The organism is Pricia antarctica (genome assembly GCF_900101815.1).
In the GTDB taxonomy this organism is placed as follows: Bacteria; Bacteroidota; Bacteroidia; order Flavobacteriales; family Flavobacteriaceae; genus Pricia; species Pricia antarctica.
Genome location: NZ_FNAO01000006.1, coordinates 113,949 through 129,519, shown reverse-complemented (window position 1 = coordinate 129,519; position 15,571 = coordinate 113,949). Strand labels below are relative to the sequence as shown.

The 15,571-nt window shown below is 42.7% G+C and carries 16 protein-coding genes and 1 pseudogene; 11 read left to right on the top strand and 6 right to left on the bottom strand.

What is annotated here, in order from left to right; translation table 11 throughout:
* The first annotated feature begins 184 nt into the window (after window positions 1-184).
* On the top strand, window positions 185-676 hold the full coding sequence (locus BLT07_RS12620; protein ID WP_091869218.1) for a hypothetical protein: 492 nt from the start codon (window positions 185-187) through the stop codon (window positions 674-676).
* A gap of 127 nt (window positions 677-803) precedes the next feature.
* Window positions 804-1,427 (top strand): SLC13 family permease, encoded by a 624-nt coding sequence (locus BLT07_RS12615; protein ID WP_245726536.1) that lies wholly within the window; start codon window positions 804-806, stop codon window positions 1,425-1,427.
* Between the two features lie 78 nt (window positions 1,428-1,505).
* Here BLT07_RS12615 and BLT07_RS12610 read toward each other — a convergent pair whose 3' ends face one another.
* Window positions 1,506-2,285 (bottom strand): alpha/beta fold hydrolase, encoded by a 780-nt coding sequence (locus BLT07_RS12610; protein WP_091869214.1) that lies wholly within the window; start codon window positions 2,283-2,285, stop codon window positions 1,506-1,508.
* Window positions 2,275-2,718 (bottom strand): hypothetical protein, encoded by a 444-nt coding sequence (locus BLT07_RS12605; protein WP_091869212.1) that lies wholly within the window; start codon window positions 2,716-2,718, stop codon window positions 2,275-2,277. Before BLT07_RS12605 ends, BLT07_RS12610 begins: the two co-directional genes overlap by 11 nt.
* A 302-nt stretch (window positions 2,719-3,020) precedes the next feature.
* On the opposite strand from BLT07_RS12605, the gene BLT07_RS12600 reads away from it, so the two are divergent.
* The 4 genes and pseudogenes from BLT07_RS12600 to BLT07_RS21735 form a co-directional block, all read left to right on the top strand.
* Window positions 3,021-3,839, top strand: a complete 819-nt coding sequence (locus tag BLT07_RS12600) for an SDR family NAD(P)-dependent oxidoreductase (protein ID WP_091869211.1) — start codon at window positions 3,021-3,023, stop codon at window positions 3,837-3,839.
* A 120-nt stretch (window positions 3,840-3,959) separates the two neighbouring features.
* Window positions 3,960-5,099, top strand: a complete 1,140-nt coding sequence (locus tag BLT07_RS12595) for a DUF2254 domain-containing protein (RefSeq protein WP_091869209.1) — start codon at window positions 3,960-3,962, stop codon at window positions 5,097-5,099.
* Between the two features lie 107 nt (window positions 5,100-5,206).
* Window positions 5,207-5,656, top strand: coding sequence for a PA2169 family four-helix-bundle protein (locus tag BLT07_RS12590; protein WP_091869207.1), 450 nt, complete (start codon window positions 5,207-5,209; stop codon window positions 5,654-5,656).
* A gap of 167 nt (window positions 5,657-5,823) precedes the next feature.
* Window positions 5,824-6,001 (top strand): annotated as a pseudogene (locus tag BLT07_RS21735) (ribonuclease BN); the annotation flags it as partial.
* A gap of 66 nt (window positions 6,002-6,067) precedes the next feature.
* Here the strand turns inward: BLT07_RS21735 and BLT07_RS12580 are convergent.
* A complete protein-coding gene (locus BLT07_RS12580) occupies window positions 6,068-6,439 on the bottom strand; it encodes a YtxH domain-containing protein (RefSeq protein WP_091869205.1) in 372 nt (123 codons plus the stop codon).
* Window positions 6,440-6,775: 336 nt separating this feature from the next.
* Here BLT07_RS12580 and BLT07_RS12575 point away from each other — a divergent pair, with 336 nt between their 5' ends.
* Window positions 6,776-7,111, top strand: a complete 336-nt coding sequence (locus BLT07_RS12575; RefSeq protein ID WP_091869203.1) for a hypothetical protein — start codon at window positions 6,776-6,778, stop codon at window positions 7,109-7,111.
* Window positions 7,112-7,249: 138 nt separating this feature from the next.
* On the opposite strand, the gene rpsA is transcribed toward BLT07_RS12575, so the two are convergent.
* Window positions 7,250-9,103 (bottom strand): 30S ribosomal protein S1, encoded by a 1,854-nt coding sequence (gene rpsA / locus BLT07_RS12570; RefSeq protein ID WP_091869201.1) that lies wholly within the window; start codon window positions 9,101-9,103, stop codon window positions 7,250-7,252.
* A gap of 263 nt (window positions 9,104-9,366) precedes the next feature.
* Here rpsA and BLT07_RS12565 point away from each other — a divergent pair, with 263 nt between their 5' ends.
* Window positions 9,367-9,747: a LysM peptidoglycan-binding domain-containing protein gene (locus BLT07_RS12565; protein WP_091869199.1), complete on the top strand. Its 381-nt coding sequence runs from the start codon at window positions 9,367-9,369 to the stop codon at window positions 9,745-9,747.
* 198 nt (window positions 9,748-9,945) lie between these two features.
* On the opposite strand, the gene cmk is transcribed toward BLT07_RS12565, so the two are convergent.
* Both cmk and lon read right to left on the bottom strand, forming a co-directional pair.
* Entirely contained in the window at window positions 9,946-10,635 is a 690-nt protein-coding gene (gene cmk, locus BLT07_RS12560) for a (d)CMP kinase (RefSeq protein WP_091869197.1), read from the bottom strand.
* Entirely contained in the window at window positions 10,635-13,085 is a 2,451-nt protein-coding gene (gene lon / locus BLT07_RS12555; protein ID WP_091869195.1) for an endopeptidase La, read from the bottom strand. Before lon ends, cmk begins: the two co-directional genes overlap by 1 nt.
* Before the next feature lie 273 nt (window positions 13,086-13,358).
* Here lon and BLT07_RS12550 point away from each other — a divergent pair, with 273 nt between their 5' ends.
* Genes BLT07_RS12550 through BLT07_RS12540 form a run of 3 tightly spaced genes read left to right on the top strand, consistent with a single transcriptional unit; the run spans window position 13,359 to window position 15,544 of the window.
* On the top strand, window positions 13,359-13,910 hold the full coding sequence (locus tag BLT07_RS12550) for an RNA polymerase sigma factor (protein WP_091869193.1): 552 nt from the start codon (window positions 13,359-13,361) through the stop codon (window positions 13,908-13,910).
* Between the two features lies 1 nt (window position 13,911).
* Entirely contained in the window at window positions 13,912-14,472 is a 561-nt protein-coding gene (locus tag BLT07_RS12545; protein WP_091869191.1) for a hypothetical protein, read from the top strand.
* Window positions 14,450-15,544 (top strand): hypothetical protein, encoded by a 1,095-nt coding sequence (locus BLT07_RS12540; protein WP_091869189.1) that lies wholly within the window; start codon window positions 14,450-14,452, stop codon window positions 15,542-15,544. Before BLT07_RS12545 ends, BLT07_RS12540 begins: the two co-directional genes overlap by 23 nt.
* Window positions 15,545-15,571: the final 27 nt, after the last annotated feature.

Here is a 15,571-nt window from a genome sequence, read left to right as displayed (position 1 = left end):
TACTTGAGTATTGAACTCATTTAGAGTTCTTATTTGGAAGTGAAATTAGCAGCTTTTAATAAAATCATTTTTTAGCAGCATAGCAAGAATACAGTTTTCAAAAATGAGCTAATGGGGCGTCAAAATGTGATTCGCAAGTAAAAGAAAAAGTTTAAATAAGTCTATTAACAAATAATCTAAAAAAATGAAAACAGGTAGCAGAATTATCGCCGCAATAATAGTACTGTTTAGTGTGGCCTGCGGGGCCAAAAAAAGTACACAATCAAAAATGGAAAAAAATCAAAATGAGATGGTCGCCGAAGGTACCGATGAAAGCCAAGTTGGGGCTATGGGGGACGATTCTGTCGAAAACACCGGAGAGATGGACGACGCTACGAGTTCCGTGCAAATGGCCAACGGGTCCGGCGGTGGCAATTCCAATGTCAATATCGACGCTGCGTCCACAACTACCGTGACCGATAAATCGGACAATACGCAAATGTATCAAGAACTTAGGATGACAGACGACCAAATCCAAAGTTTTGAAAATGCCATAAAAGATTTTACCACCCAGCAACAAAATACGGCCAGCGGTGAAATGATGGGCACCCTATCCGACGAAAAAGATCGTCAGTTAGAAGAAATACTTTCCAAGGAACAATATTCCGCCTACGAAAGCTGGAAACAGGATAATTAGGGTTGTGTTAAGCCTTTGTTAGCAGGGCCATCGCTGAGATTCGCAGCGGGCTTAGTCTTTCTTTTTTTAGATCTTTAAACTGTTTCCGTGGAGGATAAGTTGGGTATTGAATGCCACTGAAAATGTGGTGATTCTCCAAGAATTCGAGGGTACGAACGTGGTATCACAATTCAAGCGGTATTTTTCGCTTTCCATACTCCTTTTAGTCATTATACTGGCCTCCACAGGGCTACTTTCCATAATGGTCAGCGCCCTAACAGGGGTTTGTTTGCTGCTGTTGACCGGAAACCTTGATCTGACCACCGTATATAAAAAGGTCAATTGGCAAATCTTTTTTTTGTTGGCCGGTATGATTCCTTTGGGCCTTGCCATGAACAATACGGGTACGGATATGTGGATCTCGGAGCAACTATTGGGCTTTTTATCGGGGCGGCCGAACTGGGTCGTGACTGGAACCCTGTTCTTGGTTACCATGCTGATGAGCGGGGTGGTCAGCAACAACGCTACGGCTATCATCATGACCCCTATCGCCATTTCGGTGGCACAGGGCTTGGAACTGGATTTTAAACCTTTTATACTCGGGGTAATGTTCGCGGCCAATTTTAGCTTTTTCACCCCTGTAGGATACCAAACGAACACGCTAATTTATGGAATAGGCAATTATAAATTCAAGCACTTTCTTTTGATAGGTGGCTTCCTATCCTTACTGCTATGGGTGGTGGCTACTTTTTTACTTACCGAAATGCTCTAGGCTAAAATCGCTGACCAGACCACGGGTCAATACCCTCAAATTCATGCTTATCAAGGGAAAGGTAGGATTTAGCTACAGTTATAAAACATCCTGTTTGGTTATTCTCTTGATTTGTCTGGCCAATTTACGGGGAGCTTCCATTGGGATCAAATGACCTATCTTGCCCAAGGTGATGACCGAGGGATTTTTAAGGTACGGCAATACTTCCGAATAAATGGCCTCTTGTGCTATGACCGGGTCGTTCTTTGAGAATATAATATGTGTAGAAATATCCATATCCTTTATTCTTTCGGCAATATTGTTTTGCATCCCTTCATTTAACCACCAGTCCCAAGTGTTTTCGTCAATTCTAAGTTGGGATTCTATCGCATAGGTAAACTTTTTCTTTCCCAACTTCTTCTTAATTGCACCTTTCACGGTCTTTAGGGCCTCCTCCGCGTTCGGATGCTTCAGCATGCGGTCCCGTTCTTCAGCGGCCATATTTTCTACGGTGGGTGGAGAGGGCGCAATTAGTATGATTTTTTTTGGCTTGACACCCTCCATAATCTTGGCAGCGTACAGGGCGAGTTTTCCTCCCATGGAATGGCCGCAGAGTATATATTCAGTTAGCCCGAGTTCATCGATGCAGGCATTGATAAACTTTGAGAATTCATAGATAGAAGGATGGGACATAGGCCGGGTCGACCCAAAGCCGGGCAAGTTCAACAAAATACACCTATGATTTGTTTGGAGTCTCCTGGCCAACCAATGCCAACTACCGGCATCACCGCCAAAATAATGGATAAAAACTAGCGTCTTCTTTCCGCTACCCATAATTTCATAATCGTGATCAACCTGCACTTCACCTTTAATTTTCATTGAAAGTCTTTACTGGTTCTTGCATCTTTTCAAAGCACTCCACATGTTTTTCTAAAACCTTTATCAGGACGGGCGGTGCATTCGTGTCGGAAATAATAAATTCTGCTTCCTCAATAACCTCCTTGTCCGCCTCGATAAGATCTTTTTGAAAATCTGATGGATTTTTACCCCACTGAAGCTTCTTACCGCCGTACCATGAGGTAATGGCCTTGCACCGGGAAGAGGGTACAAAAGGTGTCGAAGGTTTGAGATTTAGACAAAAACTGACAAGTTGTGCCCGTACAGAACGCAATGCCTCAAATCGTAGCTTTATCAACTTTTCGGTCTGGGCAAATACGGTCCGGATTTTTAAGAGCTCCAGATTAATCAGGGCACATTGAATTTTATCAATGTAAATTTTTACTCTTTGATATATTTTGTAGTGAAGTTCCATGATAATAAATGCTAATAGTTGCGTGTTCTTACTGCAAAAAAGTAAGGAACTATTTGTATTTTATTTAAAGTTACTGAATTGTCCGGTTTAAAAACCCGGCAAATGCTATTCCATCAATCCTTATTTCATTTGGGCTACAATTCTAGTGCGACGGCTACTTAATCGGGTGTATCAACGTCGGAATAAGTGCTTAAGATACTTCCGGAACTCGAATCCATTTGAAGCCGGAATTAAACGCATAGGGTCATTATGCGTAGAAATTACTGGGTATTTTTATTTTTAAATAAATTTAAGTACATACTATGGATTTACAGATAAAAGGAAAAACGGCATTGATTACCGGGGGAGATTCCGGTTTGGGTATCGAGACCGCAAAGTTTCTTGTAAGGGAAGGCGTTAATGTTATTTTGTCGGACAAGAAAAATAATAAGGAACTGAAGGAAGCCGTAAAACAAGTCGAAAAAGACTGCGAAAACGGAGCTAAGGTGATGGGGATAGCGGCCGATATCTCCAAAAACCAGGAAGTTTTGGATTTAGCCGATAAAATCGATACGGAATTCGGTGGCGCACACATCATATTCCATTCCGCCGGTGCCCGGGGTGCGGCAGGCGATTTCTTGAAACTCACCGATGATGACTGGATGAAGACCATAGAGGTAGATTTGATGGGTGCGGTCCGCATTGCAAGAGCGTTCGTACCTCAGATGCAAAAGCTGAAATGGGGGCGTATGATTTTGGTAGCTTCCGAAAATGCCTTTCAGCCTTACGAAGAAGAAAGTCCATATAACGCCTGCAAAGCGGCGATTATTAACCTATCTAAATGTTTGTCGAGATCGTACTCCAAAGAGAACCTACTTTTCAATTGTATTTCGCCTGCCTATATCGAAACCCCGATGACCGATGCCATGATGGAAGAACTGGCCAAGGAAAAAGATACGACAGTAGAAAAAGCGGTACAATGGTTCGTGAAAAACAAACGTCCACATATCGCCATGCAACGCAGGGGAAGACCTGAAGAAGTGGCATCGGTGGTCGCATTTTTATGTTCGGAACACGCGAGCTACGTTAATGGTAGCAACATTCGTATTGACGGAGGTGCCGTGGAATCCGCCTTCGGGTGATTGCCCTATTTTTCCTACGGATGTTAAGAACTATGAACTAAAAACGGAAGAATTCAATAATATGCTACATGAATTACGATTAGATTTTCGTACCTGTAGGCCATTTTTATACCCAGAATAATGAACAATGTTTTACCATTACTGCGGCGCATACGCAACAGTATCTCGTTTATAACCATGTGTATCGCTTTAGGTTTTGGAGTTTTGGCACTTGCCCTGGTCTTCTTTCGACCGAACCTTTTAACCGATTATCCTAGATTGGCCATTACCGATAAGGAAAATATCAAATTCATACTTTCCTTTACTATCGGGGGCGTTTTTACGCTGACCATCTTCACCTTTACGATGGTAATGAATGTTTTAGATCGGAGTATCAGTAATTATTCGCCTCGGTTGATTCCTCTTATCCTTCGGGAAAAAAAGCATCAAATCCTTTTAGGAGTGACCAGCGGAACGCTACTCTATGCCCTTGTAATGGCTATTGTTATATCTAATTCTAATAACGAAGACTTTCCTCCTATGGCCGCATCCTTGGCCATTATTATGAGCATGGCCAACATCGTACTTTTCATTTATTTTATCCACAGCGTATCACAGACCATTCAAGTGAATTTTATCCTGTATAAATCCTTTAAAAATACCAGGGATAATCTGATGAAACTAATTTATTCCGATCTGCAATTTATATCGAATAAGGAGGAAGACGTCTGGATCGATACCATTTGTTTTAAACACTGCGGATACCTCAACAAAATCAGGCTACAGAAATTGATAGGCATTTCCGAAAAACAGGGAATCAGTTTTAAACTATTGAAAACCATGGGTAGTTTTGTAATGGAAAACGAACCGGTTTTGGCGGCTTCTGCAAAAATCGATACCAAGAGTGTCAATAGCATCAAAAGATGTATCAGCATAGACCGTGTGGAAGCGATCGATGTATTCGAAATCGGTTTCAAACATTTGGTCGAAGTGGCCGTAAAGGCAAGCTCGCCCGCCATTAATGACCCCGGAACGGCCTTGACCGCCATCGACTATTTGACCCAGTTGTTTATACTTCGCCATAAACTTCCCGATGCCAAGGGAATGAAATCTGCCAAAGGCGGCGTGCTGTTTTTCGAATTTGTTCCCAGCACCCAACTCGCTGAATTTTGCTTTGTAGAAATGGAAGCTTATATGGGAGATGACCCCCTTCTGATGCGGAAACTAGCACAGAGCAAAAAAAGTATTGCACAGAATGGGAATTCAAAAAAAATTAAATGAACCAAAAATCTCTATAACAATCTGGATGCAGTCAAAAATTCTTTCAAAAAGAATAAACCCATGGCTCACTTGCATCTAATTTTAGATAACCTTAAAAATAAAATATCATGAGCAAAAAAACTGAAGAAATATTCGATGAAATTAAAGAGATTTTAGCGAAGAACGAAGATGCCTTTAAAGGGTATGAAAAAGCTGCCGAAAACGCCGACAGTCATACTTTAACGGTTTATTTCCGTCAAAAGGCGATCAAAAGAAAGGAATTCAATATCAACCTTAGACGGGAAATCAAGGGCGCCTTTACCGATTTCGACGATAGTGGATCATTTGGGGGCACTGTACACCGTGCATGGATGGATATCAAAAATTTATTTTCTGCGGATAGCGATGAGTCTATGCTAGAAGAATCCCTCACCGGTGATAAGGCAGCGATTGATGAGTATAACGATGTCATCAAATATGACAATCTCCCAATCGGACTTAAAAATTTACTGATTGCACAGCGGGACGATATTCAACGGGACATTGCAAAAAATGACAGCTTAGAAAGTCTGCATTAAATTTTAAGACTAATTGAAGGGGCGCTCAACACGGCGCCCTTTTTATTCACAAAAATCCATCGGAACGAGTCGATGAAACTGGCTTGATTGGGTTTTTTTGCCGAGGATACAAAAGCAAATTAAATTAGTATGGACAACAAAGAAACTGACAAGAATACTGAATTCGTACCTACGGGGCTGCAGGCTTCGTCGTGCTGATTTTACTTTGGGCGTCTTACTCCTGTTTAATCTTATAATTTTGGGGCGGAGTTCACTAAGGTATACGCCGACCACTACGGTCATGGCATTCAGCCTAGTGAAATAGCGGTCAAGAAGGAAGAAAAAAAATTGAATATAGATATATAAAGTACGGAGTATTCTTTGCGAGTGTCAGCATCACTTTTCTAAATATATTACACGACCAAAATTGCATCAATTATCTTCTGATGGAAGTTCGATAATCCGATGGTTATTTTTCGTTAGTTCCGCCTCGTGTACCATTTCGGAAAGTTTATCCTTTACTATTTGAACGACTTTTTCCAGATTAAATATTGTGCGTACCACTGCAGATACAACGAGATAACTTAGACTGTCACCGCTCTCCGATAGATCCTGTTTCGCACTGTCAGTTAAATTCCTTACCCTACTTGCAATTTCTTCAGAACCTTTGACCGCCTCATCCTTGATTTTTGTTCTCGTTACTTTACCACTTTCCGGTGCATAAAGCACGGCCACGGTTGCACCTATAGCCGCACCGGCCAAGACGGCCATAAATATTTTTCCAGTAGTTTCTGTCTTTCCCATTTGAGTATTTATTTTCTAAGGTTTAAAGATAGAATTTAACCCCATGCGCTCGCGGTCGCAAATCATCTTATTCTTGACCCTAATACATTTACCATAACAAAAGGGAGAAAGCCCTTTGACCCAAAATGTAATAGGCCCAACCCATTTTTGGATATGGTTACTTTTTATTGCAATAAAGTCCACCAGCCGATAATAGAAAGTATAGTTTCATTATTTATTACCGTGTATTGAAATGAGCAATCGAGGACTTTCTGAAAGACAATCCTAACACATCGTGATTAATACCGGATAGAAAAAGCTTCTAAAATACCGGTATAATTTAAAAAATATAGAGATATGGAAGATGAATATGCCAAACATGAACTAGAATTCATCAAAGAATATAAAGAAAAGGGATTCACTGATAATTTTAGGATAGTCAAAGGAAAGTTAATCTCATCCGAGACCAGCCAAGAGTTTGAACCGACTGATCTTATGATTATGGGCGAAAATCGTTTTGAGGGCATGAGTAACCCTTCCGATTTATCGATTCTCTACGCTATCAAAGCTCCAGATGGATTGAAGGGAACCCTATTGATGGCCTATGGACCGAATGCCGATATCTCCCAGCACGAGTTTATAGAGCAAATTCCTGAGGCTGATCAAGCTGATCGCGTTGATGAGCCTTTATAAAACCAGCTAATAATTTCAATAACATCATAAGAACCTACTACGAACCTTATTTCGCAGTACTAAAATATAGTATATTAAAACCCCGTTCGCATAACCATGCGAACGGGGTTTTTCAGTCCTTAAATCAAAAACTACGTACTACTCGTTACCTTCCATTTTCTTTTTCAATGCCTGTAAGGCCTCGTTAGCGTCACCTAAGGTAGGCTTGGCCTCATCGGCAGCGGCAGCGGCTTTCTTCTGTGCCTGCTTGACATTGCGTATCTCCTCTTCACGGAAAATAGCGGTATGACTGGCTACGACCCTTTTGAAGTCTTTATTGAATTCAATAATCTTGAATTCGGCCTCTTCGCCCTTACCGAGCTTTTTACCATCTTCTTTCTCCAAGTGACGTTGCGGTACAAAAGCCGTAATGTCTTCGTTGAAATCGATAGTCGCCCCTTTATCTACCATGTCGCCAATAGTGGCTTTATGAATAGTACCTAGGGCAAACTCTTTTTCGTATTTGTCCCATGGGTTTTCGGTAACCTGCTTGTGACCGATACTCAGTTTGCGGCCTTCCACATCCAATTCTAGCACTTCCACTTCAATAGTTTCGCCAACGTTGACGAATTCCGAGGGATGCTTGATTTTCTTGGTCCAAGATAAATCGGAGATATAAATTAATCCGTCGATACCTTCTTCCATTTCTACAAAGACACCGAAATTGGTGAAATTGCGAACAATCCCTTTATGTTTCGAACCAACAGGATACTTAGAGGTAATATCCGTCCATGGATCTGGAGTCAATTGCTTGATACCCAAAGACATTTTTCGGTCTTCGCGGTCTAAGGTCAATACTACCGCATCTACCTCATCGCCTACGTTTACGAAATCCTGCGCCGAACGCAAGTGTGTTGACCAAGACATTTCAGATACGTGGATCAGGCCTTCTACACCTTCTACCACTTCGACAAACGCCCCGTAGTCGGCAATAACCACAACTTTACCTTTGACTTTATCGCCAATCTTGATCTCATCGCTCAAGGCATCCCAAGGATGTTTCTCCAACTGCTTCATACCTAGTTGGATACGTGATTTGTTCTCGTCGAAATCGAGGATAACCACGTTGATTTTCTGATCCAAATCGACCACTTCGTTCGGGTGATTGATTCTGCTCCACGACAAGTCGGTAATATGCACCAATCCATCTACACCACCAAGATCTACGAACACACCATACGAAGTGATGTTTTTCACAACACCTTCCAACACCTGTCCTTTTTCCAACTGGCTGATAATTTCTTTTTTCTGCTCTTCGATATCGGCCTCGATCAGAGCTTTATGAGATACTACTACGTTTTTGAACTCGTGGTTGATTTTCACCACCTTGAATTCCATAGTCTTACCTACATACTGATCGTAATCGCGAATCGGCTTGACATCGATTTGAGAACCGGGCAAGAAGGCCTCGATTCCGAATACATCGACGATCATACCGCCTTTCGTTCTACATTTCACAAATCCGCTTACGACCAATTCTTCGTCATGGGATTTGTTCACCCGGTCCCAAGCCATAATCGTTCTGGCCTTTCTGTGGGATAAGATCAACTGCCCGCTTTTATCCTCACGGATATCGATAAGCACGTCAACTTTATCACCGACCTTCAAATCGGGATTATAACGGAATTCGTTAAGGGAAATAACACCTTCGGACTTTGCGTTGATGTCTATAATCGCCTCACGTTCGGTCATATAGGTAACAGTACCTTCAACGACTTCTTCGTCTGCAGTATCCACGAAATTCTCCGTAACCAATTTTTCGAATTCCGCCAATTTCGCGTCGTCGACCGGCTCTATGCCCTCTTCGTATTTTTCCCAATCAAAATTCTCCAAAAATTCCTGGGGATTTTGTTTTGGGGCCTCTTCTTTCACTTTCTGTTCCTGTTGAACGTCCTGTTCCTGTTGTGCGTCGGTGGTTTCTTCCACCTCTGCGGTTGCTTTTTCTTCAGCCATTTGCCGATTTAAAATTTGTATCCTACGATGCTACAAGAGTTGAACAATCGCCGTAGAAGTAGTTAAAATTATAGTTTTCAGTATCCCTTTTCCTCTTGCTACCCTGTAAAAAAGGAGTGCAAAAATACGATATTATTCTTGTTTTAGCAACCTTATATATCACAGGTTATATTCATCCGAAGAATTTTTGGCCAAATTCCCTAAAATAAGCCAATTATCCTTATCTTGAGAGCCATTATTTTAATCATTTTAAAGCTATTATTATGAGTGTTAAAGACAAATATCAGCCTGTATTGAACTTGGGTGAAAAATTGAATATTAAAGACGGGGACGTAACCGAGGAAAACGGGGTTTTAAAAGTAAAGGGACAAGCCAATACCCAATATGAAAAAAATCTGTTGTGGGATAAAATCAAAGAAATCGGAGGCGAAAATCCATCGGATATAAAGGCCAACATTACAGTTGCTGACGAATCGGTATACGCACGGCACGTGGTAAAAAGCGGAGAATCGCTAAGCAAGATTTCCAAGCACTATTATGGCGACCCCATGAAGTACAAAAAGATTTTTGAGGCGAATTCGGGCATTTTGAAGAACCCCGATGTAATTCATCCAGATCAGGTTTTGGTGATTCCGAATCCGTAGTCGCTAGCGCTTGGCGCCATGCGCATTGCGCAAAAAACTTATTTTATGTGTTGACAAACGCAACATTTAAACAGGGTCGCCCTAAATGGTCGGCCCTGTTTACTTTTTGACAGGCCGCGCGAGTATTGTGATATGTCTTTAAACAAATTCCAATGGCGTAAAGCTTTCGGCGCAAAGCGTTGGGCGCAAAGCGCAAAGCTATTTCTCCATATACCGCCGCGCAATACTCTCCAACCTTTCGAACTGTTCTTTTAACCCCATATCGCTGTTGTCGAATACAATGGCATCCTCCGCTTTTTTCAAAGGCGAAAATTCACGATGGGTATCGATATGATCCCGTTTTTGAACATTTTCGAGTACCTCGTCGTAGACTACGTTCTCCCCTTTATCCAAAAGTTCCTTATATCTTCTCGTAGCCCTTGCCTGAAGTGATGCAGTCATGAAAATCTTCAGCTCGGCATCGGGAAAAACGGTGGTGCCGATGTCGCGACCGTCCATGACAATCCCTTTATTCTTTCCCATAGCTTTTTGCATGTCCACCAACTTATAACGCACTTGTTCAATTTCTGCAATACGGCTTACCTGGTTGGATACTTCCATTTGGCGAATTTCCTCTTCTACGTTTTCACCGTTCAGATACATTTCGGAAAAACCCAGTTCCGCATTGGGTACGAATTTTAACCGAATTTTGGGCAACAACTGCACAAGGGCCTGCAAACGTTCAGTTCCATTGCCGATAAACCCATTTCGTATGGCAAAAAGCGTTACCGCCCGGTACATCGCCCCGGTATCGACATAGGCATAGCCCAAAGCCCGCGCCAATTGCTTGGCCAGCGTGCTTTTTCCTGTAGATGAATAGCCATCAATGGCAATAGTGATCTTTCGCATTACAATTTTTTGGCATTTTTCACTGTCTGCCCCGTAATCGCAATATCGACAACTTCGTGCATGTCGGTAACATAGTGGAACGTCAATCCTTTTAAATAGTCCTTTTTAATTTCTAGGATGTCCTTCTCATTGTCCTTACAAAGAATGATTTCTTTAATACGTGCCCGTTTGGCCGCCAATATTTTTTCCTTGATACCGCCGACGGGAAGCACCTTGCCCCGGAGCGTGATTTCACCGGTCATGGCCAGACTTTTCTTCACCTTTTTCTGGGTAAAAAGGGAGACGAGGGATGTCAACATGGTAATCCCGGCACTTGGTCCGTCTTTCGGGGTCGCTCCTTCCGGCACGTGAATATGTACATTATACTTTTCGAACACCTCGGAATCGATTCCGAACCGATCGGCGTTCGATTTGATATACTCCATAGCGATAGTGGCTGATTCCTTCATCACTTTACCAAGATTTCCCGTAATATTCAAAGTGCCTTTCCCCTTGGATAAAATGGATTCGATAAAAAGGATGTCGCCGCCGACGCTCGTCCATGCCAATCCTGTAACTACCCCTGCTACATCGTTGTTCTCATATTTATCGCGCTCCATTCGTGCGGGGCCCAAAATGGTTTCTACGTCTTCCTTCGATATTTTTATGTTGTATTTCTCTTCCGTGGCAATATTTTTCGCCGCATAACGCACCATTTTGGCAATCTGCTTTTCCAAGGCACGTACGCCGGATTCCCGGGTGTAGCCCTCGACGATTTTCTCCAATTGGGGCATTCCGATCTTGATATCCTTCGCCGTAAGTCCGTGTTCCCTTAATTGCTTCGGCAGCAGGTGTCTTTTGGCAATCATGACTTTTTCTTCGATGGTGTATCCAGTCACCTTAATGATTTCCATACGGTCGAGCAAAGCGGGCTGAATGTTCGAAAGGTTGTTGGCCGTGGCGATGAACATAACTTTGGACAGGTCGTAGCCCATCTCCAAAAAATTATCGTGGAACTCGCTGTTCTGTTCGGGATCAAGCACCTCCAACATCGCGGAGGACGGATCGCCCTGATGGCTACTGGCCAGTTTGTCGATTTCGTCGAGGATGAAAACGGGATTCGAAGTGCCCGCCTTTTTCAAGCTCTGTACAATCCTACCGGGCATAGCGCCGATATAGGTTTTCCGGTGGCCGCGTATTTCAGCCTCATCGCGTAGGCCGCCTAACGACATCCGCACATATTCCCTTCCCAAGGCTTCCGCAATGGATTTTCCAAGGGAGGTCTTACCAACGCCAGGAGGACCATAAAGACACAAAATCGGGGATTTCATATCATTACGAAGCTTCAGTACCGCTAAATATTCAATGATTCGGCGTTTCACATCCTCAAGTCCATAATGGTCTCGATCCAGAATTCTCTCCGCACGTTTTAAGTCGAATTTATCCTTGGAGTATTTATTCCACGGTAAATCTAGAAAAAGGTCCAGATAATTTCTTTGGATGGAATACTCCGCGACCTGCGGATTCATCCGTTGTATTTTGGTGAGCTCCTTATCAAAGTGTTTACCTATTTTTTTGGACCATTTTTTTTTCTTGGCCCTCGCCTTCATTTCCAGCACTTCATCATCATGGGATACCCCGCCCAGCTCCTCCTGAATGGTCTTCATTTGCTGGTGAAGAAAATATTCGCGCTGCTGCTGGTCCATATCGCTGCGCACCTTGCTCTGAATATTGTTCTTAAGCTCCAATTTCTGAAGCTCCACGTTCATATATTTCAAAGTGGACAAGGCGCGTTCTTGCAAACTATTGATTTCAAGAAGTTCCTGTTTTTCTTTCACCCCGAGATTGAGGTTCGACGATACAAAATTGATCAAAAAGGAGTTGCTTTGGATGTTCTTAATGGCAAAGGAGGCTTCACTCGGAATATTCGGATTGTCGCGAATAATCCTGAGCGCCAGATCTTTTATCGATTCAATAATGGCCAAAAATTCCTGTCCGTCTTTTTCCGGCCTTTCCTCGGCGGTTTCTCTTACCGTTGCCGTCATATAAGGCTTCTCGGTAAGAATTTCAGCGACTTCGAAACGTTTTTTGCCCTGTAGGATGACCGTAGTATTTCCATCCGGCATTTTTAGGACGCGTAAGATGCGGGCTACCGTGCCCAAGGTATTGATATCCTTGGCATGTGGATTTTCGGTCTCCTCGTCCTTTTGGGAAACGACGCCGATAACCTTTGATCCATTGTTGGCATCCTTTATTAAATTGATAGAAGTATCCCGTCCGGCCGTGATCGGAATTACGACTCCGGGAAACAGGACCGTATTGCGAAGTGGCAAAATCGGCAAAGTTTCCGGCAACTTTTCGTTGGCCATTTCCTCCTCGTCCTCGGGTGTCAATAACGGAATCAATTCCGCATCCTCGTCGATGGACTGTAACGACATATTGTCAAAATCTGAAAAATTAGAATCTCCCATAGGTATATTTTCGGTCATTCTGTCATTGATGAGACAGAAATCCTATATTATCTTAAATTATAAAATACTTGTAAGGCCCCTTAGTGCCTATTAAAATACAATAAAACTTTTTCTTTCGACCGTATAAAGACAATTGTTGTGCCACAGACTTCGGGGAAGCACCAAATATCAAATGCCAAATCCCAAATACTTCCTGAAATTTCGGAACCAAAAAAATCCAAAAAACTGTAACAATCCCTAACTTATCCCATCCTTATAAAAACCATCCACTTTTTGAGCCACAAAGAGGAACATATCGATACGCTGATACAACGGTGTCTTGAAGGAAAACAAAGTGCACAGCTTGAGGTCTACAACCGCTATTACAGAGCTATGTACAACACATCCTTTAGAATCGTAAAAAATAGCAACGAGGCAGAAGACGTTATGCAGGATTCCTTTTTAAAGGCATTTACGAAACTGCATACCTTCAAGGGAGAGGTCGCGTTCGGGGCCTGGTTGAAGCGCATTGTTATCAATAACAGCATTCAACACTATCGAAAACAACTGAAAAAGAATGAGATAGCACTCCAAGATATAATGTACAAGGTCGAATATAACGAGACAAGTGTTCCGGACCATGCGTCTACCGAACTGAAGGCTCAAAAAGTGATGGAGACCATGAACCGATTAAAGGATAACTACCGGATTTCTTTGACCTTACATCTCATCGAAGGCTATGATTATGAGGAAGTCAGCCGAATTATGAATATCAGCTATGCCAATTGCAGAACGACGATATCCCGGGCAAAAAATAGCTTGAGGAAAAAATTGATACCCGCTTAAGATGGAAAAAGAAAATATAGAAAAACTGTTCGACAGCCTTCGGGGATCCTTCGATACCAGAGCACCGAAGGCCGGCCATGAACTTCGGTTTCTCGAAAAGTTGAACGCTTCAAAAGGAATCGCACCCGTTAAAAAGAGAAAGAAATTAGGGTGGAAACCTTTCGCCATAGCGGCTTCGATCGCTTTGCTATGTACCCTCGCTTTCGGGCTTTACCAATCAGAGCCTACTTTGGAAGAGCAGGTGGCCCATATTTCGCCCGAAGTTAGTCGAACCTCGTTTTATTTTTCCGGTCTGATCGAAGAACAGGTCAAGGCACTTGAAAACGAGGGTACCCCGCAGACCCGACAGATAATCGACGATACCTTGCTGCAACTTGGAAAACTAGAATCCGACTATGCCCAATTGGAACAAGATCTCGTAAACGGGGGCAACAGCAAACTTCTTTTAAGTGCGATGATCACCAACTTTCGCACGCGCATCGATTTTTTGCAGGAGGTTCTCGACACAATTGAATCTATTAAAAACTTAAAACCTTACGATGATACGGAAACTACGATTTAAAGGTATTGCCTTGGTAATCTTCATAGTGCCCATGATAATCTTTGCCCATGACGGCAAGGGTAACGGAAAATATAGGAAAGAAAAGACGGTCAAAAAGGAGTTCGATGTAAATTCGGATGTGCTTCTAGCGGTCGATAACAGCTACGGCAACCTAAACATTACCTCTTGGAACGAAGATAGAATACTGATCGAGGTGCAGGTCAAGACCAGCGGCAACAACGCCGAGAAGGTGCAGCAAAAACTGGACGATATCCATATCGATTTCGAGAACAGTAGCAGTCGGGTTTCCGCCCGCACCATCTTTGACAACAGCGATTCGGGCTGGGGATGGAACTGGGGCAGGAACAACAATGTCGATATGCAGGTCAATTATACCATAAAACTGCCCGTAAAAAGTAAGGTGGACTTGAACAACGATTATGGAAGCATCTTTTTGGACCGGATTGATGGTCATGCCAACATCAGCTGCGACTACGGTCGCTTGGATATCGGTGAACTCAACGGCCGCGAAAACCAACTGAATTTCGACTACACCTCGAAATCGACCATCGGATATATCAAAAGCGGAAAAATTTCAGCGGATTACTCCGGTTTTACCATCGAAAAAGCGGGAGACTTAATCATCAGCGCCGATTATACGAATTCGGAAGTTAGGCAGATGGGCAACCTGCAATATTCTAGCGATTACGGCAAAATCGAGGTCGGCGAGGCCAAGAACGTACAGGGCAACGGAGATTACATCAACGTTCAGCTGGGCACCATTCATGGCAATATAGATATTTCTGCGGATTACGGCTCGCTAAAAATTGACAAGATGGCGTCCGACGCCGGAAACCTGCGGATAAATACGGACTATACGGGGGTAAAAATTGGTTACGATCCCGAATACCATTTCAATTTCGAAATTAAAACCAGTTATTCAGGCGTCATCGGCAAAGACAATTTTCAGATCAATATCAGCGAAGAGAAAAATACGAGTACCTATTATAAAGGCTATTATGGATCTTCCAATAGCAGCAACGTAGTTTCGATAAGTAGTGATTATGGGGGAATTACGTTTTATCAAAATTAAATCATCAATCCGGTCCTGGAATGAATT